Origin of the sequence: Robertmurraya kyonggiensis (genome assembly GCF_005116465.1) — a bacterium.
Lineage (GTDB): Bacteria > Bacillota > Bacilli > Bacillales > Cytobacillaceae > Robertmurraya > Robertmurraya kyonggiensis.
Window position 1 is genome coordinate 1,004,169 of the sequence record NZ_SWBM01000001.1, and the last position, 24,117, is coordinate 1,028,285.

General features: G+C 37.8%; 29 protein-coding genes. 27 read left to right on the top strand and 2 right to left on the bottom strand.

The window, feature by feature from the left end; all coding sequences use genetic code 11:
• Positions 1-3 precede the first annotated feature (3 nt).
• The 9 genes from FA727_RS05105 (at position 4) to FA727_RS05145 (ending at position 7,716) form a co-directional block, all read left to right on the top strand.
• Positions 4-1,347: an aspartate aminotransferase family protein gene (locus tag FA727_RS05105; protein WP_136829656.1), complete on the top strand. Its 1,344-nt coding sequence runs from the start codon at positions 4-6 to the stop codon at positions 1,345-1,347.
• Between the two features lie 160 nt (positions 1,348-1,507).
• Complete coding sequence (locus FA727_RS05110; protein ID WP_136829658.1) at positions 1,508-2,284, top strand: ABC transporter ATP-binding protein; 777 nt, start codon at positions 1,508-1,510, stop codon at positions 2,282-2,284.
• Between the two features lie 3 nt (positions 2,285-2,287).
• Positions 2,288-3,094: an ABC transporter permease gene (locus FA727_RS05115; protein ID WP_136829660.1), complete on the top strand. Its 807-nt coding sequence runs from the start codon at positions 2,288-2,290 to the stop codon at positions 3,092-3,094.
• A complete protein-coding gene (locus FA727_RS05120; RefSeq protein WP_136829661.1) occupies positions 3,094-3,951 on the top strand; it encodes an ABC transporter permease in 858 nt (285 codons plus the stop codon). The genes FA727_RS05115 and FA727_RS05120 overlap by 1 nt, the downstream gene beginning before the upstream one ends.
• A 69-nt stretch (positions 3,952-4,020) precedes the next feature.
• Positions 4,021-5,052: an ABC transporter substrate-binding protein gene (locus tag FA727_RS05125; RefSeq protein ID WP_136829663.1), complete on the top strand. Its 1,032-nt coding sequence runs from the start codon at positions 4,021-4,023 to the stop codon at positions 5,050-5,052.
• 139 nt (positions 5,053-5,191) lie between these two features.
• The gene (locus FA727_RS05130) at positions 5,192-5,671 is read left to right on the top strand and encodes a hypothetical protein (RefSeq protein ID WP_136829664.1); all 480 of its coding nucleotides are present in this window, start codon (positions 5,192-5,194) and stop codon (positions 5,669-5,671) included.
• A gap of 47 nt (positions 5,672-5,718) precedes the next feature.
• The gene (locus FA727_RS05135) at positions 5,719-5,979 is read left to right on the top strand and encodes a hypothetical protein (protein ID WP_136829666.1); all 261 of its coding nucleotides are present in this window, start codon (positions 5,719-5,721) and stop codon (positions 5,977-5,979) included.
• A gap of 161 nt (positions 5,980-6,140) precedes the next feature.
• Complete coding sequence (locus FA727_RS05140) at positions 6,141-6,683, top strand: sigma-70 family RNA polymerase sigma factor (RefSeq protein ID WP_246041691.1); 543 nt, start codon at positions 6,141-6,143, stop codon at positions 6,681-6,683.
• Between the two features lies 1 nt (position 6,684).
• Complete coding sequence (locus FA727_RS05145) at positions 6,685-7,716, top strand: DUF4871 domain-containing protein (protein WP_136829668.1); 1,032 nt, start codon at positions 6,685-6,687, stop codon at positions 7,714-7,716.
• A gap of 703 nt (positions 7,717-8,419) precedes the next feature.
• Here FA727_RS05145 and FA727_RS05150 read toward each other — a convergent pair.
• Together FA727_RS05150 and FA727_RS05155 are read right to left on the bottom strand one after the other, a co-directional pair.
• The gene (locus FA727_RS05150) at positions 8,420-9,454 is read right to left on the bottom strand and encodes a cytochrome d ubiquinol oxidase subunit II (protein ID WP_136829670.1); all 1,035 of its coding nucleotides are present in this window, start codon (positions 9,452-9,454) and stop codon (positions 8,420-8,422) included.
• A gap of 12 nt (positions 9,455-9,466) precedes the next feature.
• Positions 9,467-10,828: a cytochrome ubiquinol oxidase subunit I gene (locus FA727_RS05155; RefSeq protein WP_136829672.1), complete on the bottom strand. Its 1,362-nt coding sequence runs from the start codon at positions 10,826-10,828 to the stop codon at positions 9,467-9,469.
• A gap of 420 nt (positions 10,829-11,248) precedes the next feature.
• Between FA727_RS05155 and FA727_RS05160 the strand changes: the two genes are divergently transcribed.
• From FA727_RS05160 to FA727_RS05235, 18 genes are all read left to right on the top strand, one after another.
• Entirely contained in the window at positions 11,249-12,331 is a 1,083-nt protein-coding gene (locus FA727_RS05160) for a DUF1835 domain-containing protein (protein ID WP_136829673.1), read from the top strand.
• Between the two features lie 172 nt (positions 12,332-12,503).
• A complete protein-coding gene (locus FA727_RS05165; RefSeq protein ID WP_136829675.1) occupies positions 12,504-13,565 on the top strand; it encodes a C40 family peptidase in 1,062 nt (353 codons plus the stop codon).
• Between the two features lie 187 nt (positions 13,566-13,752).
• Positions 13,753-14,868 carry a cysteine desulfurase family protein gene (locus FA727_RS05170; protein ID WP_136829677.1) on the top strand — a complete coding sequence of 372 codons (1,116 nt, stop codon included), beginning with the start codon at positions 13,753-13,755 and terminating at the stop codon, positions 14,866-14,868.
• A gap of 50 nt (positions 14,869-14,918) precedes the next feature.
• Positions 14,919-15,347, top strand: coding sequence for a flavoprotein (locus FA727_RS05175; protein ID WP_136829678.1), 429 nt, complete (start codon positions 14,919-14,921; stop codon positions 15,345-15,347).
• A gap of 154 nt (positions 15,348-15,501) precedes the next feature.
• Complete coding sequence (locus FA727_RS23970; RefSeq protein WP_158318789.1) at positions 15,502-15,642, top strand: hypothetical protein; 141 nt, start codon at positions 15,502-15,504, stop codon at positions 15,640-15,642.
• Positions 15,643-15,700: 58 nt separating this feature from the next.
• Positions 15,701-16,012 carry a hypothetical protein gene (locus FA727_RS23975; RefSeq protein WP_158318790.1) on the top strand — a complete coding sequence of 104 codons (312 nt, stop codon included), beginning with the start codon at positions 15,701-15,703 and terminating at the stop codon, positions 16,010-16,012.
• A 112-nt stretch (positions 16,013-16,124) separates the two neighbouring features.
• On the top strand, positions 16,125-16,997 hold the full coding sequence (locus tag FA727_RS05180) for an AraC family transcriptional regulator (RefSeq protein WP_136829680.1): 873 nt from the start codon (positions 16,125-16,127) through the stop codon (positions 16,995-16,997).
• 129 nt (positions 16,998-17,126) lie between these two features.
• Positions 17,127-17,720, top strand: a complete 594-nt coding sequence (locus FA727_RS05185) for a GNAT family N-acetyltransferase (RefSeq protein WP_136829682.1) — start codon at positions 17,127-17,129, stop codon at positions 17,718-17,720.
• A 98-nt stretch (positions 17,721-17,818) separates the two neighbouring features.
• A complete protein-coding gene (locus FA727_RS05190) occupies positions 17,819-18,382 on the top strand; it encodes an HAD-IA family hydrolase (protein WP_136829684.1) in 564 nt (187 codons plus the stop codon).
• Between the two features lie 22 nt (positions 18,383-18,404).
• Positions 18,405-18,593: a hypothetical protein gene (locus tag FA727_RS05195; protein WP_136829686.1), complete on the top strand. Its 189-nt coding sequence runs from the start codon at positions 18,405-18,407 to the stop codon at positions 18,591-18,593.
• Between the two features lie 16 nt (positions 18,594-18,609).
• Positions 18,610-19,011 carry a nucleoside 2-deoxyribosyltransferase gene (locus FA727_RS05200; RefSeq protein WP_136829688.1) on the top strand — a complete coding sequence of 134 codons (402 nt, stop codon included), beginning with the start codon at positions 18,610-18,612 and terminating at the stop codon, positions 19,009-19,011.
• Between the two features lie 89 nt (positions 19,012-19,100).
• Positions 19,101-19,439: an ArsR/SmtB family transcription factor gene (locus tag FA727_RS05205; RefSeq protein WP_126407988.1), complete on the top strand. Its 339-nt coding sequence runs from the start codon at positions 19,101-19,103 to the stop codon at positions 19,437-19,439.
• A 109-nt stretch (positions 19,440-19,548) separates the two neighbouring features.
• Positions 19,549-20,058, top strand: coding sequence for an SRPBCC domain-containing protein (locus FA727_RS05210; RefSeq protein ID WP_136829690.1), 510 nt, complete (start codon positions 19,549-19,551; stop codon positions 20,056-20,058).
• 295 nt (positions 20,059-20,353) lie between these two features.
• Positions 20,354-21,349, top strand: a complete 996-nt coding sequence (gene dhaK / locus FA727_RS05215) for a dihydroxyacetone kinase subunit DhaK (protein WP_136829692.1) — start codon at positions 20,354-20,356, stop codon at positions 21,347-21,349.
• 18 nt (positions 21,350-21,367) lie between these two features.
• Positions 21,368-21,988, top strand: a complete 621-nt coding sequence (gene dhaL / locus FA727_RS05220; protein ID WP_136829694.1) for a dihydroxyacetone kinase subunit DhaL — start codon at positions 21,368-21,370, stop codon at positions 21,986-21,988.
• A gap of 4 nt (positions 21,989-21,992) precedes the next feature.
• The gene (gene dhaM, locus FA727_RS05225) at positions 21,993-22,373 is read left to right on the top strand and encodes a dihydroxyacetone kinase phosphoryl donor subunit DhaM (RefSeq protein ID WP_136829696.1); all 381 of its coding nucleotides are present in this window, start codon (positions 21,993-21,995) and stop codon (positions 22,371-22,373) included.
• Between the two features lie 110 nt (positions 22,374-22,483).
• Entirely contained in the window at positions 22,484-23,029 is a 546-nt protein-coding gene (locus FA727_RS05230; protein ID WP_136829697.1) for a glycerol-3-phosphate responsive antiterminator, read from the top strand.
• 230 nt (positions 23,030-23,259) lie between these two features.
• Entirely contained in the window at positions 23,260-24,093 is an 834-nt protein-coding gene (locus tag FA727_RS05235) for an MIP/aquaporin family protein (protein ID WP_136829698.1), read from the top strand.
• Positions 24,094-24,117 lie beyond the last annotated feature (24 nt).

The window sequence follows — 24,117 nt, forward strand, 5'->3', positions numbered from 1 at the left end:
AAGATGACTGGAATTGAAGCGGAAGTAGATATTGCCACAAAGGATAAGGATTATGTCTGGCACTCGATGAAGCCATATAATCCAGATGCGACGATGATCGCGGAGAAGGCAGAAGGTTCTTGGGTAACTGACCATACCGGAAAAAGATACTTAGATGCGATGTCAGGGTTGTGGTGTGTGAATGTTGGATATGGGCGAACAGAACTTGCTGAAGCCGCTTATGAACAGTTAAAGACAATGGCGTATTTTCCTCTTTCACAAAGTCATAGGCCCGGCATACTTTTAGCAGAAAAATTAAATGAAATGCTTGGTGAAGAGTATGTCATCTTTTTCTCGAATAGCGGGTCGGAAGCGAATGAAACAGCTTTTAAAATTGTCAGGCAGTACCATCAACAAAAAGGTGATCACCATCGATATAAGTTTATTTCCAGATACCGTGCCTATCATGGCAATTCGATGGGGGCGCTTTCGGCTACCGGTCAAGCGGAGCGAAAGTACAAATACGAACCGCTTGCTCCTGGATTTATTAAGGTTGCTCCACCTGATGAGTACCGTGAACCTGAGGAGAATCCACTTAAGCTTAAATCGGTTGAAGAAATTGACCGTGTGATGACGTGGGAAATGAGTGAAACAATTGCGGCTGTGATTATGGAGCCAATCATTACTGGTGGTGGCGTGATTATGCCACATGAGAATTATTTATCTGGTGTGCAGGAGGTTTGTCAAAAACACGGAGCCCTTCTGATTGTCGATGAAGTAATCTGTGGGTTTGGTCGAACGGGTGAAGCGTTTGGGTTCATGAACTACGGTGTTAAGCCAGACATCATTACGATGGCGAAAGGGATTACGAGTGCCTATTTGCCTTTATCTGCAACCGCTGTGAAAAAAGAAATCTATGACGCTTTTAAAGGAACGGAAAGCTATGATTACTTCCGCCATGTCAATACCTTTGGTGGGAATCCTGCTGCTTGTGCACTAGCCCTTAAAAACCTTGAAATCATGGAAAAAGAGAAATTATTTGAACGCTCGAAAATGAAGGGATCTTTCTTGAAGGAGACGTTAGCTAACCTTCTGAAGGAAAACGCTTATGTCGGCGATGTAAGAGGAAAAGGACTACTCATAGGAATTGAACTTGTCAAGGACAAAGAAACAAAGGAGCCACTAGCTGTTGAGTTGGTGAATCAAGTGATAGCTGGATGTAAGGCATCAGGAGTGATTATTGGAAAAAATGGTGCAACGGTTGCAGGCTATAATAATGTGTTAACTCTCGCACCACCACTTAATATCACAGATGAAGACCTACAATTTTCAATTGAAACGATTACGAATGAGTTGAATAAGCTTTGAAAATGGTCCCCTCAAATTTGAGGGGATTTTTCTTTGTTAGAACTTCTAACAAAGGATGATTGTTTGACATTTTGTCTAATGTATTTGCCAATTGTTATCGCTAAAATGTAATAAAACATCACAATAAGGGTCGTTTATGGGAAGGAAGGGAGAGTACGAGATGACAACAACGCAAGTGCCTGAAATTGAACTGGACCATGTGAGTATGCGATATCAAACGGATAAGTCTGAGGTATTAGCACTTGAAGAAGTGACTGTAGATATTCGAAAGGGAGAGTTTGTTTCTCTATTAGGACCATCTGGTTGTGGCAAAACGACACTTCTCCGGATTATGGCGGATTTGATTCAACCAACAAACGGAGAAATTAAGATTGCTGGTGGAACAGCTAAAGAAGCGCGGTTAGCTCAAAAATATGGAATCGTTTTTCAAAGTCCTGTTTTATATGATTGGCGAAAGATTAAGAAGAACATCACGCTGCCACTCGAAATGATGGGTATTGGAAAAGAAGAGCGGGAAAAGCGTGTCGATAGCTTGTTAGAATTAGTGGGCTTAACTGATTTTAAAGAAAAATATCCTTGGCAGCTAAGTGGAGGAATGCAACAGAGGGTTGCGATTGCAAGAGCACTTGCGATAGAACCAGAGATTTTGCTCATGGATGAACCATTCTCTGCCTTAGACGAGTTTTCGAGGGAACGGCTGAATGAGGAACTGCTATCGATTTGGAGCAAGGTTAGTAACACGGTTGTCTTTGTCACTCACAGCATATCAGAAGCAATTTTTCTATCAGACAGAGTGTTTGTCTTATCACCTCATCCAGGTCGATTATCTGCTGTTGTGGAGATTCCTTTGCCAAGACCGAGGACAAAAGAAATGCGAAATCGTAAGGAGTTCTATGAATTAATTTCTGAAATTCGAGACAGCTTTGAAGGGGTGTAGACGATGAGGAATTCCATGTTGATGAATCGTGTTGCACCAGTAATAGTTTGGGCCGTCTCAATCTTAATCGTTTGGCAATGTCTATCTTGGGTTTTTCTTGAAGTACTAGAGCTTCCTTTAGCACAGTCAAAGCTACCGTATTTACATGAACTTGCAAGGACCTTTCCTGATTATGCAGATGTTCTTCTGGCAGAAGGAGCGGTTACTTTTTCGAATGCGGCTTTAGGATTTTTGTTTGGAACAATTGCAGGCGTCTTTCTAGCGATAATGATGAGTATTTCAAAATGGGTGGAGCAGCTCACATTTCCCTATGCGGTTGCATCACAAATGATTCCTATACTTGGCTTAGCCCCAATCGTATACGGAATCGTGCATGACGATCAGATTTCGCGCATTTTGATCGCGGCCTACATTACATTTTTTCCAGTCGCGCTCAATATGCTTCGAGGGCTAAGAAGCGCAGATCCTTCTGCGGTTGAATTGATGTACTCCTATGCTGCGAAACCTTGGGTAATCTATTGGAAGTTGAGGTTGCCAGCGGCATTGCCAGGATTATTTAGTGGTTTAAAGATCGCTGCTCCACTTGCTGTAACAGGAGCCATTTTAGTCGAATTGATGGGAGCGACTGAAGGTATTGGGGTCATCATGCTTCGAAATCTCTATTACGGGCCATCCCATAATTATATGTTTTGGCTTACTGTTATTACTGGTGCATTCCTTGGGATCGTGAGCTATTTATTAATTACTTTGTTCGAACGAATTTTAACACCATGGCAACCAGAATTTCGAAAAACTGGAGGTGAGGACTAATGGCTGGTAAACCAGCAGAAAAAGAAGTTGGTTGGGTCAGTCAGCCAATTGTCAGCATTCCTTCTGTGACAAAGAAGAGCCAGCAAGGGAAATTCCGTCATATGCAAAAAGTAGCCTTGCCCCTCGGTGCTGGAATTCTTTTTATTCTGCTATGGCAGCTTCAAGCTTTTCATACGATTTTGGGGCTTCGTACATACCAGCTGCCACTGCCTTCGTCTATTGTTGAGGCAACCTTTGAAAATATCGATATCCTTATTTCTTATATGGGCTATACCTTGTCAGAAGCCGTCCTTGGAATGTTCCTTGGTTCATTTCTGGGATTTGTTCTAGCACTTATCGCAACAGCTTTTCCAAAATGGGGAAAGGGAGGCCTCTTGGTTGTCGTTGCGTTAAATGCTGTCCCGATTGTGGCCCTTGCGCCAATTATGAATCTTTGGTTTGGAGACGGAATTGGTTCACGAGTTGCGATTGTCACAGTGGTCACGATGGCTGCGATGGCCATTAACGCTCATAAAGGAATAACGAATGTCAATCCACTAGCCTTAGATTTAATGCATTCTTATGCGGCAAAAAAGTTCGACGTTTTTCGGTATTTACGCGTAGCAAATAGCCTTCCTTATGTTTTTACAGCGTTAAAAATCAACACTACTGCAAGTATGATTGGTGCAATTGTAGGAGAGTTTTTCTTTTCCTCAAAGGGTCTGGGCTACCTAGTCTCAAACTCTGTCAAAGTTGCAAAAATGCCTCTTGGCTGGGCCTGTATAGTGATGGCAGCTATTGTCGGGATTCTTTTCTATTTAATCATAGAAGGGTTAGAGAAAATCTTTTTAAAATGGCATTCCTCAGAACGAACATAATCTTGTCCGTTATTTTGATTTTTGTCTATTGCAAAAATCTCAATATAGTAAATGATAGGGGGAAAGCGAATGAAAGGTAAGTTTGGAAAGTTAGTAGTTTTGATGGTTATGGTCGCAGCAATCATTTTAGCAGGCTGTGGAAGTGACTCTTCTTCTGGAGAATCTAATGGTGAGTTGGTTCCTGTTAAGCTCCAGTTAAAATGGGTACCTCAAGCACAATTTGCTGGTTACTTTGTCGCTTTGGAAAATGGGTACTTTGAAGACGAAGGCTTGGACGTGACGATTGTTCCAGGTGGACCAGATATTGTTCCTGAACAACAGGTAGCAAATGGTGCAGCTGAAATTGGAATCGGTTGGGTAGCGAGCTTGTTACCTCACCAAGAGCAAGGATTACCTCTTGTGGAAATAGCACAAATCTATCAAAAGAGTGGGTTGCTCCTTGTTTCGAAAAAGGATGCTGGGATTAATTCACCAGCTGACTTAGTTGATAAGAATGTTGGGAACTGGATGGGTGGAAATGAATTTGAAATCCTTGCTCTCTTTGATAAGTATGGATTAGATCAAAATAAAGACCTATCTTTTGTTAAACAAGGCTTTACAATGGACCAATTCCTTGCAGGCGAAATTGATGCGGCATCTGCTATGACGTACAACGAATACCATGTTGTACTTGAACAGGGTGTTCCAGAAAGTGATTTATCTGTTATCGATATGAATGATGAAGGAGTAGCGATGCTTGAGGATAATCTTTTTGCCAATGAAGAATGGCTTGAAGATAACAAGGAGGTAGCGGCGAAGTTCATTCGAGCTTCTATTAAAGGTTGGCAGAAGGCAATTGAAGAACCAGAGGCTGCTGTTGACGCAGTCATGAAGGAAGCAGAGGAGGGGAGCAGTACGAGAGAACATCAGTTAACAATGATGGAAGAGGTCGCGAAGCTTGTGGTGCCAGAAGGTTTTGATTCGAAAAATATTGGAAAGATTGACGATGAAATGTTCAAACAAACGGCTGATATCGCTCATAAATTTGGTGTTATCAAAGAACCAGCCAATCTAGATGAGGCATATACTCACGAGATTATGGAGATGGCGTTGGAAGAATAGATTATTCCGTGGTGGCCCAGGCTTCTGTTGAAACAGATGGCTTGGGCTTTTTTCTTATATTTTTAGAATGGTTTGCAGGAATATAACCAACAAAGGTGTAATAAGTACCATTAGAATAACCATTTTTTGGAGGTGACTTTTGCTGAAGAGAATTTATCTATTTTTGAGTTTATGCTTTGTTATTGTAGGTTGTTCAAACAAAACTTCTGAATTGGATCCAAACGAATTCAATTTTAGTCTGACTTATGGTACATATGGGAAACAAAAGATAGATACCTTCAATGATATTGTCGTTAAGGACCTTATTGAGGATGGGACGATTGAGGTTCATATTTCTCTATCAGAGGATGAGTTAAAGCAGATTTATAATGAAATGTTGAAAATAGATATTATGGGAGACTTAAACATAGGAAAGAGTGATTGCATCTCTGAACCACCACATCCAACCAATTGGGAGATTGAGATGAACGGTCAAAGAAAAAGTATTTCCTATGCTGATTATTGTGACTATCCAAAGGATGTTTTGAAACTGATGGAGCTTAAAGATTTCATCCATCAAATCGTTTCTTCAAAAGAAGAATACAAGAAGTTACCTGAAGCAAGGGGTTTGTATCAGTAAAGCGAGAAAATCTCTTTAAGAAAATTTTAGGAGGGAGCGGTAAGAATTTGAAAGGTTGGATATGTATAGGTGTTGCTGCGATACTTGCTTTTTCGGCTCTTAGACTTTTTGTTCATGGCCTCGGCTACTTTGATGCTATATTAGATGATTCTTTTTATGCAGACTTTTTGGGGCATATTGAAAGGATATCAACAATTGGTGAATTGAGAAAGTATGCTTATATAAACACTGGTTTAAGCATTTTTCTAGCGCTTTTTGCAGTCATTCTCTATCGCAAATTTTTAAAAATGGTACCAGTTATACAGTGATTTTATTAACGATGTAATTTTATATTCTAGAATTAGAAGACTTCCGGAAATCTGGAAGTCCTTTTTGGTAACCTGCAAATATACATAATGTCTTAAAAAAATTGAAACCAATCCTCAAATCAATCGTCTTAGCATTAAGTGGGAAATGGGGTGGGATAGTCTTGAACAAATTGCCGAAGTGGGATAATGAAAGCCTAAATAGCAAAAATAAGTGGTTTGAAAAAACAATGAATGAGTATGGAGATAGACTAACAAAGCTTTCCTATAACTATACCAAGGATTGGAATCTTGCAGAAGATATTGTACAGGATGTCTTTATTACTTGTTATAACGAATATGACAAGATTCATAGCATTGTATCTTTTAAAGCATGGATATTTAGAATTACGATAAACAAATGTAAAGATCTTATAAAGAGTTCATTTTTTAAAAGGGTCATTATGAACGAAGAACTACTTAAAAGTACAAAAGCTTCTGATTTATCACCCGAGATGGCTCTAATAAAGAATAGCGAAGAGGCATTTTTATCAGTTTGTGTATTAGGTCTCCCAATAAAGTATCGTGAAGTCATTTTGCTTTATTACTATGAAGAATTATCCATTGATGAAATTAGTGAAATATTGAAGATAAATAGAAATATAGTAAAGACAAGACTGAACAGGGCAAGGTTGAAGTTAAAGGTAATTCTAGAAAGGTGGAGATAGAATGGAGAAAGAGCTAAGAAATTTGCGTAAAGCAATGAATTCTTCCACTCATAAAGGGACACGCTTTACCGAAGCACAAAAAGAGAAGATTTGGTCCGCACTTCAACAAGAAAAGTTTAAAGCGAATAGAAAGCCTAAATTATATATTTACTTGATAGCACCTATAGCCGCATCCTTATTTGTCCTAATCTTTTTCACAGAAATAATGAGCAGTTTTGCTCCGAATGAGGAGATACATCAAGGAGCCAAGCAATCGTTGGAAAGTGAATGGAAGATTAGAACAGACTACTATAGCAAAAATAAGCTATTGTTCAGTGTCTTTCCAGATCCTTTTCTATCTGAAGGTAAACCAACAGGCTATATCTTCAGTTTTAAGGAACCTTTTGAAGCATATAAAGGAAAGGAAATTGAGATAAATGCTATTAGTGAAGAGACAGGTGAAATTCTAAATGTAGTTCCAAATCAAGTGATAGTTGAACCTTCTCCAGGATACGAGACTCTAGAAAGATTTACTATTGTCGATTTTACCATTCCAAATGCAGGACTTTGGAAATACGAGGTTTACTTAGACAATAAGTTGTATGGAGATGTAGTATTATCGGTCAAAAATGAGGAGTCCACACAGATATTTTTACCAGAAAATCTTCCGAAATTTGTTCAAAAAAGGGATTTTGAACAAATTGATTGGAATCGAAAAGCAGTGCATATAGGCAATAATATTTTGGGGAATCTTAATAAATCAGGTGTAATTGGTGCTGATATTCGAAGTGTTAACATAAACCAAAAATGGATGTGGCATCTATGGGGAATAGAAAGTCCAACTGAATTAACGGTCGTTGGCTACCATAGAAAAGAGAGTACAGTTTATCCAATCTTAACTGGGGGATGGTCGATACAACTTGGAGGAGAAAATAACGGAGCCGATGCACACGCTCCATCAAGTGTAAACCTTCCTTATCGTGGAGAATGGGCAATATTGCTATATGTTGATGAAAAGTTATTCGATGTATTAGTATTTAATATAAATTCATAGAGAAGGTATACAAATAGTGATTGATAAAGTAATAGTTCTAAGTATATAAAATAGGATTCTTCAGATGAGATCAAGGTTGGGTAGGAGTGGTTATTATGAATGATATTTTCATATCGGTATTGTCTATTATAATAATGGTTTACCTCATCTTGAAAAACAAAAAAACCTTAAAGAAACTGACAAAAATGCAGCTGTTGTGTGTAGTGATATCTTATCTTGTTGCGATTATCGTTGTGTTTTGTCTTATTTACTATGGCGGTAATTGGATCGCAGGTCATTTTACAAACATATTTTTCAAACACCTCATTTTTATAGCCGTAGTCTGTATTGTGCTCTTTTTCTGTGGAGGTATTTTGCGAAAAGTCTTAGAAAAGACCACGAACGGGGTTCTTCCAAAAAAATAAGCTATGTTTAAGGTGGGTGTTGAGTATATTACATTGAAAAATAGGCGGAAAAACTCCGTCTAAATCAAGAAATTCACCTATTTCTTTATCAATAAGCGGAATTTTTCCGCTTAAGCTATACATTTTTCATGATTTTAAGGCTAATTAGGTCAATTAGCGGAAAATCTCCGTCTATTTCACCTAATAACCTTTAATTTTTCATAATAAACGGAATTTCTTCCGTTAAGTGGATACACCCGTCGAAAATCCAAAAAAACATACTGTACGAGAAAAAAGGTGCTGAAGACACAGCCCCTTTTCTATCCCTTCTGCCTCAAGTACTTCTTATCATGCATAAACAAACTCCAAAAATAGATAAATCCCGGAAAGAGTATGGCGAATCCGACGATATAGGTAATGAATACCGCGCGAAACGAATTCGGATCCGTGAAAGCTGATTCAATCGTGACATTCGGATAAATGATATAGGGCAAGTGCGCTTTTCCATAAACATAGCTTGCAATTAGGTATTGTAAGGTTGCTGCTATAACGGATAGCCTAGGCATTCCCATAACCCCTTTTTGAAAAATAGAAGGGGCGTATAAACCGACTCCGATAATCAAAAAGAAGGCAACAGAAATCAGCAACAGAGGTAGGTCATCCATCATCCGTTCGTACAACCACTCTGCTTCATTTTGTAAGGTAAACATAATTAAGAAAGCGAATATCAATGAAATCGGACCCAGTATGCGACCATCTCGTAAATAGACACGATAGGCATCCATTTCCCCAGCGGTCTTCGAGTAGTCTGCTAATAACAAGGATGAAAGAAAAAGAGTACTACAGATCGCAAATCCGATGAATGCATAAACATTTGGACTAGAAAACAATCGGCCCAAGTTTAAATTCGCGAAGCCATCACCATAATCGACAAACTTTCCATGGGTGATTGGCAACACACTTATCAAAAGCCCAGGGATAATGATTCCAGCAATTCCTGAGATATATGTAAGGGGCTTTTTATATTCAGTTGCAATATTTGAAAAAACTAAGAATGCACTACGTAATGCCAACAAAAGGAGAATGATGCTACCTGGAATAAGTAGGATTGTCCCAAGATTATATGCTGCCGTCGGAAAAAGGCTATACACTGCCACTACTAAAGCAACAATGAATGTATTCGTCACTTCCCAAGTAGGAGATAAATAGCGATTCGCGATGTTTGTGGCTCTCGTTTTTTCTCGATTGATGTAGACCATTGACCAAAAGCCAGCACCAAAATCCATCGTGGCCATGACAGCATATATAAAGACGAATCCCCAAAGCACGGTAATTGCGATGAGTGCATCTGCCATTTGAATCTCCTCCTATGTATTTGAGCTGTAGAGCGGGACATTTTTCTTTTCAGCACGTTCGATGTCGTCGAGTTCGGTATTTTTTCTGAAAAAATAGAGCAATACGAGCACGACTGCGATGGCTAAAATGATGTAAACTGCAATGAATAAGATAAATAGGGTACTTAAATTAGTGGCGGTCGTAGCTGATTCAGCTGTTTTTAAGATTCGATAAATGACCCATGGTTGGCGTCCAGTACAGGCAAAAATCCAGCCGAACTCAATCGCAAGAACAGCTAAAGGACCGGTACATACTAGAATCCAAAGCAGAGGTTTTGGATAATGGTCTTTCTTTAAAAGTTTTCTCCAAGCCCAAACTAGTAACGGAATCACAATAAGGATGGAACCAATTCCAACCATGCCATTAAAAAGAGTATGGATAAAAAGGGGTGGCCATTCGTCCTCAGGAAAATCATTCAAACCCACAACGACTGTATCGAAGCTATTTCCAGCGAGAAAACTTAGGGCCCATGGAATTTCAATGGCTCCTTTAATCTCTTTCGTTTCTTTGTCAGTCACTCCGCCAATGGCAAGAGGGGCGTGGGATTGGGTTTCAAACAAGCCTTCGGCGGCAGCTAACTTTTCTGGTTGATATTCATGTAAATATTGTGCCGATTCATGTCCGTTTAAAGCAGTCAAAAAGGCAAAAAGGCAGCCTAAAATAAGTGTTAGCTTGAGTGCTTTTTGATGTAATTGATACACTCTTGTTCCAGTTTCATGTTTCCTCATTTTAAAAGCAGCAACCGAAGCCACAACAAATGCACCAACGACATAGGCTGACAAGGCGACATGACCAGCGGTGACGAAGAAGCTTGGGTTAAAAAAGGCTTCCCACGGATTAATATCTGTAAATTGTCCATTTTCATAGCGAAATCCTGCGGGTGTTCCTTGAAATGCATGGACATTTGTAATCAATACTGCTGAGGATAATGCGCCAATGGCAACGAGGATGAGGCTTGCAATTCTCATCCATGGGGCGATTCGTTCTGCCGCATAAACATAGATGGACATAAATAAGGCTTCAATAAAAAAGGCATAGATTTCAATTTGGAAGGGAAGGGGCATGACACGTCCAATCACTTCCATGAAACCTGGCCATAATAATGACAATTGAACACCAGCGATGGTTCCTGTAGGGATACCAACTCCGAGGAGGACAGCAAAAGCTTTCGTCCATCGTTTTGCCATCACGACATAATCTTGGTCTTTTGTTTTCTGATACGTAAGCTCCGCAGCTAAAATCATTAGCGGCAAACCCACACCGATTGTGGCAAAAATAATATGAAAGGCCATCGTCGTCCCAAATAAGGACCGGGCTATAAATAAGTCGTCCACAGTTCATTCTTCCTCTCGAAAATAATCTTCTATGTGATTATTTCCTTCTGTGGAAAAAATATGTAATCTCTAAGAGCTTATTTAAATGAAAGAAATGTGAAAGTATTCATTCTCCGCCATCATCCATGTCGCCGTCATCAAATCCATCGATATGGCCATCAGTGTCAAAAAAATTGTTTATGGAATGAATGACACTAGTTTTTTGATCGATATAGTGCCCAGACATAAAACTTTCTAGTGTGATGACTTAGATAGCCTTCTGTCTATTTTTGGTAAAAACATATAGATAAAGACTGATTAAGAATGATACGATTAAGAAAGTGAAAATGAAAACTCTTAACATACTGTTCGTCCTCCTTTCCTTGTCCGTTTGTAATATATATGAAATTGTGATTCCTAGATGCTAATTATAAAAAGGAGTTGATCTTCATTAAGGTCAAAGTTAATTATCCATTTATCTATTTTTATAATGAACCGAATGTAGTATTTGTCTATCAAATTAAAACAAGTCAGTATCTAACACTTACGGATATGAATGAAGTTGGCGAGTGGGCGACTTATGAATTAAAAGATGCTGGTGAATTTGAAAAATTCAACCATGAAGAATACCTACCATTAGAAGGAAGAGGATACTTTGTAAATCAAGAAGGTTTATCCGTGATGGTGAAAGCAATCAATAAAGTAATTCAAAAAAATAGAGTGGTTATTGAATCGATTCCTGTTCATGTTGTCTCTACAGAATCAGCAGCGGGTAGTCTTAGATTTGGACTTCCACGACCACGGATGGTAATTGGATATCCAGACTCACTTGCGAACGGCCCGATACTGAATTTGCATACTGAAGTGGGTCTTTCCTATCGAATTGAGTGGCTATATGAAAATATAAATTCTGAACAAGAAGACCATCTTTTTGAAAATCAAATTATGAATACATTACGAGAGATTGAAGACATTGCACTAGATGCTCCAGTTTATATTTGGTATGGGAATAATGCTATGGAACAAGTAGGATTACGTTTCTTTCTTTATCAGTTGCGAGAAAAGAACAATAAGATATTTTTGATAAACTCAACAGAGTTTAATGAAAATGCAGTGGAACCTGTCTTTTATACTAGTCAAATGGAAACTGATGATTTACGAGTAATTTTTGAAAAAGATAAAAAGCCTTTAACTGAAAAGGAACGAGCGCAATATCAAAAAGAATGGGAACAACTATCGGAAACAAAAGAAGTACTTCGAATTTGGGAAGATAGTCAAATCAAAAGTGTGCCAGAGGATTATTATGATTCATTCATTATTGAAACACTGAGGAACATGCACATACAGCAGGACCAGAAGGATTTTATCAAAACTGGAAGTTTAATCGGTGAAATATTAGACAGTCATATACAAATTGATATTTTCTTTCTCGAGTATCGAATCCGTCATCTTGTATATAACGGGGTGTTCGAGTTAAAGGGAATTCCTAAGTCGATGCGTCATTATAGAGTGAAAATACGATAATACATATTTAAAAAAGGAATCCATGGGGTTCCTTTTTTAATTTCGGCTTGTAAGTTTTTATGGTAAAAAAATTGGGACAATCGACCACTTTTTGCATAAAGAGGAATAAAAAATCCCATGAGAACACAACATAACCATGCTTATCTAAAATTTGGCTAAAAGGAGAAATGCAATGAGTATTCATCGACTTCTTAGAAAACGAAAGCCGATAGTTGCTGTTCTTTTGCTGGGGTTTTTACTTGGTCAAACGGTCATGGTTCATGCAGAAAAGATTGAAAATGTATCGACGGCAGCGATTGCCATTAACGGTAAAGTAGTAAATGGAATTAACCCGATAAAAATCGATGGCGTTTATTTTCTGCCATTTGTCCAATTAGCAAAAGCGCTAGGATACAACTATATTAAGTTTGAGGAAAAAACTTTAACCTATGAAGTGACTGATGGTTCTACCGATATACGAATTACGATGGGTGGAACGCAGGCAAAAAAGGGGAATGAATATGTCAACATTAAAGCCCCTCGATGGATCAATAACACAGCGTATGTTTCATTACATGCTGGTGGGGCATTATTCAATTCTTACATTACTTTTAAAACGGAAAATGGTTCGATTCAAGTACAAAAACCAGCACAGCAATATATTGTTCACTCTGGGGATACGCTTTGGAATATTTCTCGCTTGCACCATACGACTATAGATGCCTTAAAATCGGCAAACAATCTTACTTCAAATATCATTAAGGATGGTCAGGTTTTAAAACTACCGAATAGCGGTTCACCAAAAGAGATGGAGCCTGTCAAAGAGCATGAACCAGTGAAAGATAGTAGTAATGCATCTGTCGCTACACAGCGGAAAAAGGTTCTTGATGCGGCGAAGCAGTATATTGGTGCAGTGTATAAGTATGGAGCTACTGCAGCAGAAGCACCAAGACTATTTGACTGTTCTTCTTACACTCAACTTGTCTTTAGTCAAGCGGGAATCAGTCTTCCGCGTGTTTCAAGGGATCAGGCAAGTAAAGGGGTGGCAGTTACTCAGTTGGAAGCCGGAGATTTAATGTTCTTCACGATTAAGGATTCCTATTCAGACGGAAGAGTTGCTCACGTTGGTATTTATATGGGTGATGGAAGTATGATTCATGCTTCTTCTTCACTCGGGGTTGCAATTACGAAAAATGTAATGCAGAACCGTTACTGGGCTTCAAATTATTTGTTCTCTAAAAGAGTTATTAAATAGGACTCAAACAGGCTAATTCTTATCGGAATTAGCCTGTTTTTGTAGTGTGTATAATGATATCAAAACCATCTGAAAGAGGAGTATTGATTTATATCGTTTGAAGAAAAAACTATAGATTAAACAGGACTGGAAAAATATGTGTCGAATAGAGTAATGGAATCATTTTTTTGAGGGGATCGAAGTCTACATGGAAAAAATATATTTTGACTACAATGCGAGTACTCCATTAGCTCCTGAAGTAGTAGAAGTGATGAAACCCTTATTAACAGATTTCTACGGAAATCCTTCAGCACTTCATTGGGCGGGAGTATCGGTAAAGGAATTATTACATACAGCGCGAAAACAGGTAGCCCAATTGCTACATTGTTCATCCAATGAAATCATTTTTACAAGTGGTGGAAGTGAAGCGAATAATACGGCTTTAAAAGGCTACTTTTTTAAAAACAGACAAAAAGGCAACCACATTATTACGTCAAAAATTGAGCATCCAGCTATTATCAACCCGTGTAGGTTTCTAGAAAAAGTCGGGGGTAAGGTGACTTATGTTGGGGTGGATGAATTTGGGAGAGTATCTGTGGATGAAATTGAAAAAGCCATCACAGACGAAACCATTTTGATTACGATTATGCATGCGAATAATGAGACAGGTACCCTACAGCCAATTGAGGAAATTGGAGAGTTGGCTAAAAAGAATGGGATTGCCTTTCATTCAGATGCTTCACAGTCCATTGGCAAGGTTGATGTGAATGTGGAAGATTCTAATCTTGATATGCTCACGATTGCGGGGCACAAGCTTTATGCGCCAAAAGGGATTGGTGCATTGTATGTAAAAGATGGTATAGAGCTTGAACCTTTAATACATGGTGCTGGTCATGAGTTTGGACTTCGTGCAGGTACGGAAAATACTTTACTTGCTGTAGGTCTGGGCAAGGCTTGTGAACTTGCAATGGCTCAACTAAAGAAAAATAATATTGGTGATCTAACAGACCATTTTTGGCGTAGATTGCAGGAGGAATTTGGCGAAGATGTAATGTTAAATGGACATCCTGATGAACGATTGCCAAATACACTGAATGTGAATTTTGTTGGTAGGGTTGGACAAGAAATACTGTCAGCAATTCCTGTCTTGGCCGCGTCTACAGGTTCCGCTTGCCATGCAGGTAGTGTTGAGCTTTCTCCAGTTTTGAAAGAAATGGGTGTATCAGAGCATGTGGGGATGGGTGCGATACGTTTCAGTCTAGGTCGGGATTCCACAAAGGAAGAGATTGATAGAGTGGTTGATTTGATCAAAGTTGCTTATTGAAGGAATTTAATTGTCTTAAGAAAACTTAGATTTTAATCAAGGAGGAGCCTATGGACCACACTTTTAGACACTTTCTGGATCGATTTTTAGAAGTTTGGAGTTTGTCGGTATTAGAAGAATTGAAGAATATGATTTCTGAGGATTACCATGGAAGAGAAATTTCAAACAGTGAGATTATTGATTTTGGATATGTAGAGTCTTTAGACGGTTGGGAGCAAGGCTTTAAATTCGTTAATGAACATAACGCGAAATGGATCCTAAAAGAAATGGACATTATTCCTTTAAGAGAAAATGAGAACTTAGTGATTATATCTGCAACGATGGAGATATATGGGAAACGATTAAAGACGGGGAATCTATTTTTTGATACTTTTAGAAAGAATGATTTGAATGAATGGAAGTTAGTTCGAAGTTATATTGAAGCGGGTAATTTCAGTAGAGCATATTTTGAAAAAATTGAATTTGATAAAGATAGATAAGTATCGTTATCGCCTTCAGGCTTAAATAATGGATGAAATTCAGTTTATATGGTATTTGCATCTCAAAAAATCACGTTCTGATAAGGAAGTGGCATTTGGTGTTTAGTAGAAAAAATGAATCAACAAAAGCCGAGATCTTGTTATCGGGCAAAGTTTGTCATTTAAGCTAGATGAATTAGAAACGATGAAGTTACTGAAAAATTTAGAAGAGGGATCATACGACTTTAAAAAAATGGAGTCTATAAAACTCTATTCTCCAGATGGGAAACTAAAATCAGTCATTAATCCAACGTAAATTTCAAGAATATGGTTTTCTTAAAATAACTGTGGAAGTAATGCATTTACTGTAGCAGGTGAAATACTATTTTGAATGGAGTGTGGAACAATTGGCTGAAAAAAGAATCGTAAAAAAAGAAGGGCTTATATTTTTGGTTGTGACGCTTATTCTATTTTTGACCATGAGTTTCCTTTCGATCAAGTATGGATACATTAACTTTAACATGAATGAACTGACAATTTGGGTTCCACTTGTACTGATATTTTCTTCAACTGTATTTGCAATTCAAAGTTATAAAAGTAAACGAACCTATTATACTTACGGCCAAATAGTTGTCATTCTGGCACTCCTTATTTTTATCTTGATTCCGCAACTTATAACTGTGTAGCGTTTTTCCAAAAAAGGATTAACGCTTTTTTAGTGTCCTACATATTTGTGCACGAACTGTCGGATCGTTAGTATTAGATCCTGTTATTCTTTTGATGAAGGGAGGTCATACGATGGATTTACTTCAAAATATGAACAAAGCTCTAAATTATATTGAAGAAAACCTCACGAATGAGATTGACTATATGGAAGTGGCAAGAACGGCTTGCTGTTCCGAATACCATTTTAAAAGAATGTTTTCTTTTCTAGCAGGTATTCCATTATCAGAATATATTCGAAGAAGACGCCTAACTCTTGCTGCATTTGAGCTCCAACAAAGCGATCTCAGAATCATCGATATCGCTATTAAATATGGATATAGTTCAGCAGACGCTTTTACCAGAGCCTTTCAGCAATTGCATGGCATTACTCCTTCAGAATCGCGAAGTAACGGGCAAGCATTAAAAGCTTATCCAAAAATGACCTTCCAATTATCCATTAAGGGAGGAACTGAAATGAATTATCGAATTGAAGAAAAGGAAGCTTTTCGTATAGTTGGAATTACGAAAAGAGTTCCAATTGTTTTTCACGGAGAAAACCCAGAAATCACAGCCATGTGGAAAATGTTGAATCCAGACAAAATTAAGTTGCTAATTGAACTATCTGATGTTGAACCTACAGGAATAATCCAAGCGTCTACTAATTTTTCCGAGGGACGTATGGAGGAGAAAGGTTATCTTGACCATTATATTGGTGTTGCTACATCTAAAGAAGTTCCAGAAGGATTTGCGATACTGAAAGTACCTGTTTCGACTTGGGCTGTTTTTGAATCCGAAGGACCTTTTCCAAGCACGCTTCAGGAAACATGGGGACGAATCTATTCTGAGTTTTTTCCTTCATCAAACTATGAACAAGCAGAAGGACCCGAGATATTATCCATCAAAACTAAAGACTTGACTCTTCCAAATGTAAAAAGTGAGATTTGGATACCAGTTAAGAAAATGTAGAGCTACTGATTTTTTCAGTAGCTATTTCAATGTTTAAGTGAAAAGAAGATTAACAACCTAGCAGGACTTATTCCTGTTTCTCTTGAACTTATAGGAATATTAAGTATTTCTATATAAAGGAGCAGCAAAATGATTATTGATACAGATGTAACGTTAGATGGAAGTTTGCTCTGTCTAATTCCATTCGACATGAAAGAGAAGTATTTGTTAATTGATGCTATCAAGAGTCTGGAAGTGTGGAAATATACTTGGAGAGAAGTTAAAACAATAGACGATATTGAAGAAATAATGGAAATCGCAGCAAAAAATAAAAAAGAACGTAGTCAAATCCCTTTTATGATTAAAGAAAAATTAAATGGTCAAATAATTGGAACGACACGAATTGGAGAGATAGATGCCCAAAATCGAAACGTAGAAATTGGTTGGACTTGGCTTTCACCAGCCTATTGGAGAACAGGTGTAAACACTGAATGTAAGTACTTGCTCCTTCAATATTGTTTCGAGGTTTTGAAATTGATTCGAGTCCAATTTTCAGTCAGTGGACATAATGTTCGCTCACAAAAAGCGGTGGAACGTATCGGAGCAATAAAAGAAGGAACGTTTCGTAAACATCGAATAAAATCAGATGGGACTGTACATGACAATGTATTTTACGGCATACTTGATAGTGAATGGAAAGAAGTGAAAGAAAATCTTCTTCATTTAATGGGGAAGGAATATTGATACTAGCACGTATGTCTTTATTCAAGGTAACTGTTTACGGCAACAATTTTTAATAGAATGTAGCTAGATGAAATGACATAATGAAAAGGGTGGTTTACATGAACATACTTTGGGATTTTGATGGAACATTATTTGACACTTACCCTGCCTACACGAAAATTTTCTCGCAAGTCTTAGGAAATACGGTAGATAAACAGGAAATCTATCAAAAATTGAAAGTTTCCTATTCTCATGCGATTGAATACTATAAAATACCACAAGAGATCGAAAAAGAAATGAAACAATTAACGAAGGAAATCGCTCCGAATAAAATGAAGCCTTTTGAACATGTCGAAGAGATTTTAAAATACGCTGATAAAAATGTGATTATGACCCATAAAAATAGAGATGGTGTTTTGGCCATTTTAAAGCACTATGGTTGGGAGAAATACTTTGTCGACATGGTTACAATTGATGATGGTTTTCCCCGTAAACCGCATGCTGCATCCTATATTCATTTGAATGGCATGCATAGAATCGACCTCGCTATTGGTGATAGAGAATTGGATTTGCTACCTGCGAATGAAATTGGAATTTCGACTTGTATGTTTCAAGGTAAAAGTAAAGTAGCGGATTATCATTTAGAGAATTACTCAGATTTTTTTAAAGTTATAGCTCGTTAGAATTATTGAGGAGATGAGCTTTATGTTCCAATTTGTTGATAGAATTGAGAACGATTTAACGCCTACTAAATTAAATACCTATTGGCTAGGCTTTGAAATGGTTGCATATGCAATCTATGATAAAAACACTGTCCATATATTCAATCATCCAAAGTTTGAGAACTCTTACGTAAAAAAGAAAAATGGGGTTTTCTATCTTTTTACACAATAGAACTAGGGGGGATAGCGTGAAAAAATTTTATATTGCATCAGGTTTACAAAACAAAGACATGGTACGGTTTGTTTCCCAACGCTTAAAAGAAATGGGATTCATTCATACATATGATTGGACACAGAATGAACAGGCAGCAACTTTTGAGGAATTGAGAGAAATTGGGCAAAAAGAAAAAAATGCTGTATTAGAATCAGATTTTCTTATTGTTCTATTGCCCGGCGGTAAAGGGACTCATATTGAATTCGGAATCGCACTCGGACATGGTAAGAAAATATACTTGTACGCATCGGACAACGAAGTCGATAACTTTGAAACAACAAGTACCTTTTATCATTTACCAGAAGTGGAGAAGTGTTTTGGGTCGATTGAAGAATTGTTGGGAAAAGTGCTCTTAAGTGCAGACATACTTCAATAGAGGAGTATGTTTTTTAATTTAGTTGAATTTTTAGAAAAATTACTTTATATACGTTGACAGGAATATTCCTTATGAGGTTTATTAAAAGCATGAAAACATTTCATGTTCTAGCTGAGCCTAATCGATTGCTAATTGTTGAACTCTTGCGGGAGGGTCCACTTTCCGTAGGAGAAATTGCTGAAAGATTAGGATTCAATCAACCTCAAGCTTCTAAACATCTGAAAGTACTAAGTGATGCAGCTATCGTTGAAGTGGAGGCAATTGCTAATCGTAGAATTTACAAACTTAGAGCAGAACCGTTCCAAGAGCTTAACAACTGGATTGAGTCATATCGTAGTATCTGGGATGAGAGGTATGACCGTCTTGAAAATCATCTCCAAAATTTAAAGAAAAAGGATGTGAAATTGAATAACGACGAGTCTAAATAGAAACATTGGGGATATACGGAGATTTAGATAAGATAAGCTATTAACAATCCTTAATACATCTAGACGAAACCGCAGAAGATTTTTCAAATTAATCTTTGGAGGTAGAAAAATGTCGACTAAAATGATTTCAAAAGTAGAGGGAAATGTACTTGTTTTGGAGCGTGAATTTGATGCACCGAAGGAGCTAGTCTTTAAAGCATTCAGTGAACCAGAACATCTAAAGCAATGGTGGGGACCACGGGGTTGGACTGTTCCTGTATGCAACGTGGATTTTAGACCTGGTGGAGTTTGGCATTACTGTATGAAGTGTGTGGATGAGAATCAGGGCGAGTTTTTTGGTATGGAATCTTGGGGAAAAGGTGTATACGAAGAAATCATACAAGACGAGAAAATTGTTTACAGGGATTATTTTTCAGATGCTGAAGGGAATGAAGCAGAGGGGATGCCATCTACGCGGGTTACCTTATTATTTGAAGAACAGGATGGAAAAACTAAGCTCATTAATCGTGCAGAATACGATTCTTCAGAAGCACTAAAAACGGTCTTAGATATGGGCATGGAGCAAGGTGTCACAGAGACTTGGGATCGATTAGAAGAACTTTTATCTTCCACCAAATAAAGCCGAACAAAACAAGCAATCCTGCAGAAGAAGGATTGCTTGTTTTCTATTAGATAGGGAAGTGAAGGAGCTTCCTTACCAAAGCTAAAAAATAGTTATATACGTGCGTTGTTCTAGAGGGACAACGCTTTTTATATTTTTTCGTATCAGGGGATTGAAGTTTTTATTATCTTTCAGAAAAGTTAGAATTTTATAGTAGTACGATTATTATCTTTGTAATAGAATGATAGTGGTAGGGTTATTTTTCATAAATTATGGTAACTTTGCGTGGGGTTATCAATAGGAGAGGATATGAATGAAAAAGATTATTAACGACCCTAATTTAGTAGTACAAGATATGCTGAAAGGATTAGTTGCTGCTTATCAAAACAGTCTCAAGCAAGTTCCGAATACTACAGTAATTGTACGGAAAGATGCCCCAATAACTGGAAAAGTTGGTTTGGTTAGTGGTGGAGGAAGTGGACACGAGCCGGCACATGCAGGCTATGTGGGACAAGGTATGTTAGACGCAGCTGTATGCGGAGAAGTATTTACTTCGCCGACACCGGACCAAGTCTATGAAGCAATTAAAGCAGTAAATGGAGGAGCTGGTGTATTTTTAGTCATTAAAAACTACACTGGTGACGTCATGAACTTTGAGATCGCAACAGAATTAGCACAAGCTGATGGAATTGAAGTAGAACAAGTTATCGTTAATGATGATGTTGCAGTAGAAGATAGTTCCTTTACTACTGGACGCCGTGGAATTGCAGGTACTATTTTTGTTCATAAAATTGCAGGTGCAAAAGCACAGGCTGGCGGTTCCCTGCAAGACGTAAAGGCCATTGCTGAAAAAGTAGTAGCGAATGTTCGTTCAATGGGAATGGCTTTGAGTCCATGTACGGTTCCTGCTGCAGGAAAGCCAAGTTTTGAACTTGCTGAAAATGAAATGGAAGTAGGCATGGGAATTCATGGAGAACCAGGAACAGAGCGAAAAGTAATTGCAACTGCGGATGAAATCGCCACTGAGTTAACGCAACAGGTTTTAGATGATATGGGTTTAAATAGTGATGATGAAGTAGCAGTTTTGGTAAATGGACTCGGTTCTACACCAGAAATGGAACTTTATATCGTTAACGGAAAAGTAAGCGAAATCCTAAAGGAAAAGGGTATACACATTCATAAGACCTTTGTCGGTGAATATATGACTTCGTTAGAAATGGCTGGATGCTCTGTAACACTTCTAAAGCTTGATGAGGAATTGAAGGAATTACTTGATGCAGAATCAAAAGCTCCAGCTTTTCTAAACTAATGAACGGGAGGCAATGGGATGAAATTAGATGTTCAACAAGTTTTAAATTGGCTGGAGAAAACGAATGAAAAGATTCAAATGAATAAAGAATATTTAACTTCACTAGACCGAGCGATTGGAGATGGAGACCACGGGATTAATATGTCACGTGGTTTTCAAGAAGTCATAGACAAGACAAGCACTACGACCTATACTTCTGTGTCAGATTTGTTTAAAGATGTTGCGATGACACTTTTATCTAAAGTAGGTGGAGCTTCTGGGCCACTGTATGGTACAGCTTTTTTAAAAATGTCCATGATTGTAAAAAATAGAGAACCAATAGATAAGAAGACTTTAGAAGATGCCCTTGAATCTGCTCTAGAAGGTATTCTCCAAAGAGGAAAAGCAAACTTGAATGATAAAACACTAGTTGACGTATGGACACCCGTTGTTGATCTTCTTAAGGATAAGGAAGTCATAAAAGGTTCCGAATTAGAAGAAGTATCAAAGAATGCAATGGAATCTACAAAAGAACGGATGGCTAAAAAAGGACGTGCAGCTTACTTAAAAGAACGTTCAATCGGTCATCTTGATCCAGGCTCTGTTTCCTCTTACTATTTATTCGCTTCATTAGCTGAAGTGTTATCGGAAGAGGAATAATCATATGTCAAATGTAGGAATTGTTCTCATATCCCATAGTTTAAAAGTGGTAGAAGGTATACAGGAAATTATTCAGCAGGCTGTTCATAATGTTCCAATTGAAATTGCTGGAGGAACAGATGATAATAAGATAGGTACAAGTGTACAAAAAATCATTAATGCAATCGTTAAAGCATATAGCGAAAAAGGTGTGCTTTTATTTTATGATTTGGGCAGTGCTAAGATGAATGCAGATCTTGCAATAGAACTCTACGGTTATGAAAATGTTAAAGTAGTTAATGCACCATTATTAGAAGGGGCATATGTTGCTGCGGTGGAATCTAGTATTGGCAAATCATTAGAAGAAATTGAACAATCGACACAGACAATTACGAAGGATTCATAGGAATAGTTCAGCTCCCTTTAAAAAACGAATAATTTATTTCTATAAGTGGATTCTTGATTCTTTTAATCCAAAAGTATACATGGATATACTTCTAGTATGAGGGGAATTTGATGACAAAATTACAAGGTGTACTACCAGCAATAAGAAATATGAAGGACTTTGAAAAGGTATTAGTTAGTAATCATGAAAATATTATTTTTTTAGAAACTAGACTATCCCAAATTAAAAGCCTAGTAAAACACGCACATGATCATCATAAAAATGTATTTCTGCACGTGGATTTGGTTCAAGGATTGAAAGTGGATGAATATGGTTTAGAGTATTTAATCAATGACATTCATGTGGACGGAATTGTTACAACTAAAGCAAATGTTATTACGATGGCTAAGAAGCATAATATTACAGGAATACAAAGACTGTTTGCACTAGATAGTCATGCATTGGATCACAATCTAAAAATTTGTAAGAGAGTGCGACCTGACTACATAGAAGTATTACCTGGTGTCATTCCTAGTATTTTAAAGGAGATTCATGAAGAAACTGAAATTCCTGTAATTGCGGGAGGATTAATTCGAACTGATGAGGATGTAAAGAAGGCACTAGATGGGAATGCAATAGCTGTCACAACTTCTAATATAAAACTCTGGGAATTCTAAATTTTACAAAAATTTACGATATAGATATTGACAGCGCTTTCATTTTGGTTTAAAGTAAAGTTACAAGTTAAATCAAGTGATGGAGAATCGGAGACCCACACGACATTCGATACAGCCTTTCGAGGTTAGTAAGTTTGTATGTGTGGTTTTTTTATGGAAATCTTCCCCTCCGTCAAACAACTAGATTAATAACAAAGTTTAAAAATAATATGAATAAGGGAGTGTGTACTATGTCAGCTTTTGTTGGGGAAATTATTGGTACTATGATTCTTATTATTTTTGGTGGTGGTGTCGTAGGGGGAGCTATTCTAAAAAACACGAAAGCAGAAGGCGCGGGATGGGTTTTAATTACGATAGGATGGGGTCTTGCTGTTACAATGGGTGTATATGCAGTCGGTAATATTTCTGGAGCCCATTTAAACCCAGCAGTAACGTTAGGTTTTGCGGCAGTTGGAGAATTCCCGTGGAAGGATGTTCCAAGTTATTTGGCTGGACAAATGATTGGTGCATTTATAGGGGCAGTGATTGTATACTTTCAATACTTGCCACATTGGGGAGCAACAAAGGATGCACCTACCAAACTCGCTGTTTTCTCAACAGATCCTGCAATCCGTAGTACAGCTTCCAACCTTGTAAGTGAGCTTGTCGGTACATTTGTACTTGTTCTTGGACTTATGTTTATTGGAGCAAACGATTTTACAGAAGGATTAAATCCAGTCATTGTAGGGTTATTGATTATTGCTATCGGTATGTCACTTGGTGGAACAACAGGATATGCAATTAATCCAGCTCGTGATCTTGGGCCAAGAATTGCCCATGCACTTTTACCAATTCCCGGCAAAGGAAGCTCTGACTGGGGCTATGCTTGGATACCAGTAATCGGTCCAATTATTGGTGGGGTATATGGCGCCTTATTCTATCATGCTATATTTAATAAAGAGTTTTCTGGAACGTTCTGGGTAGGCACTGTTGTTGTTGTATTAATCCTTATCTATGCAGCGAACAGTGAGTTGAAAAAGGCGAGCAATACGATAGTTAATAATAATGCTTCAAAATCTGTTTAATGAAAAAAGGGGAGGGATTTTAGA

Coding starts and splice junctions, on each gene's coding strand:
- FA727_RS05105 (WP_136829656.1), top strand. CDS start 4: ATGACTGGAATTGAAGCGGAAGTAGATATTGCCACAAAGGATAAGGAT.
- FA727_RS05110 (WP_136829658.1), top strand. CDS start 1,508: ATGACAACAACGCAAGTGCCTGAAATTGAACTGGACCATGTGAGTATG.
- FA727_RS05115 (WP_136829660.1), top strand. CDS start 2,288: ATGAGGAATTCCATGTTGATGAATCGTGTTGCACCAGTAATAGTTTGG.
- FA727_RS05120 (WP_136829661.1), top strand. CDS start 3,094: ATGGCTGGTAAACCAGCAGAAAAAGAAGTTGGTTGGGTCAGTCAGCCA.
- FA727_RS05125 (WP_136829663.1), top strand. CDS start 4,021: ATGAAAGGTAAGTTTGGAAAGTTAGTAGTTTTGATGGTTATGGTCGCA.
- FA727_RS05145 (WP_136829668.1), top strand. CDS start 6,685: ATGGAGAAAGAGCTAAGAAATTTGCGTAAAGCAATGAATTCTTCCACT.
- FA727_RS05150 (WP_136829670.1), bottom strand. CDS start 9,454: ATGGCAGATGCACTCATCGCAATTACCGTGCTTTGGGGATTCGTCTTT.
- FA727_RS05165 (WP_136829675.1), top strand. CDS start 12,504: ATGAGTATTCATCGACTTCTTAGAAAACGAAAGCCGATAGTTGCTGTT.
- FA727_RS05170 (WP_136829677.1), top strand. CDS start 13,753: ATGGAAAAAATATATTTTGACTACAATGCGAGTACTCCATTAGCTCCT.
- FA727_RS05175 (WP_136829678.1), top strand. CDS start 14,919: ATGGACCACACTTTTAGACACTTTCTGGATCGATTTTTAGAAGTTTGG.
- FA727_RS05180 (WP_136829680.1), top strand. CDS start 16,125: ATGGATTTACTTCAAAATATGAACAAAGCTCTAAATTATATTGAAGAA.
- FA727_RS05185 (WP_136829682.1), top strand. CDS start 17,127: ATGATTATTGATACAGATGTAACGTTAGATGGAAGTTTGCTCTGTCTA.
- FA727_RS05190 (WP_136829684.1), top strand. CDS start 17,819: ATGAACATACTTTGGGATTTTGATGGAACATTATTTGACACTTACCCT.
- FA727_RS05195 (WP_136829686.1), top strand. CDS start 18,405: ATGTTCCAATTTGTTGATAGAATTGAGAACGATTTAACGCCTACTAAA.
- FA727_RS05205 (WP_126407988.1), top strand. CDS start 19,101: ATGAAAACATTTCATGTTCTAGCTGAGCCTAATCGATTGCTAATTGTT.
- FA727_RS05210 (WP_136829690.1), top strand. CDS start 19,549: ATGTCGACTAAAATGATTTCAAAAGTAGAGGGAAATGTACTTGTTTTG.
- dhaK (WP_136829692.1), top strand. CDS start 20,354: ATGAAAAAGATTATTAACGACCCTAATTTAGTAGTACAAGATATGCTG.
- dhaL (WP_136829694.1), top strand. CDS start 21,368: ATGAAATTAGATGTTCAACAAGTTTTAAATTGGCTGGAGAAAACGAAT.
- dhaM (WP_136829696.1), top strand. CDS start 21,993: ATGTCAAATGTAGGAATTGTTCTCATATCCCATAGTTTAAAAGTGGTA.
- FA727_RS05230 (WP_136829697.1), top strand. CDS start 22,484: ATGACAAAATTACAAGGTGTACTACCAGCAATAAGAAATATGAAGGAC.
- FA727_RS05235 (WP_136829698.1), top strand. CDS start 23,260: ATGTCAGCTTTTGTTGGGGAAATTATTGGTACTATGATTCTTATTATT.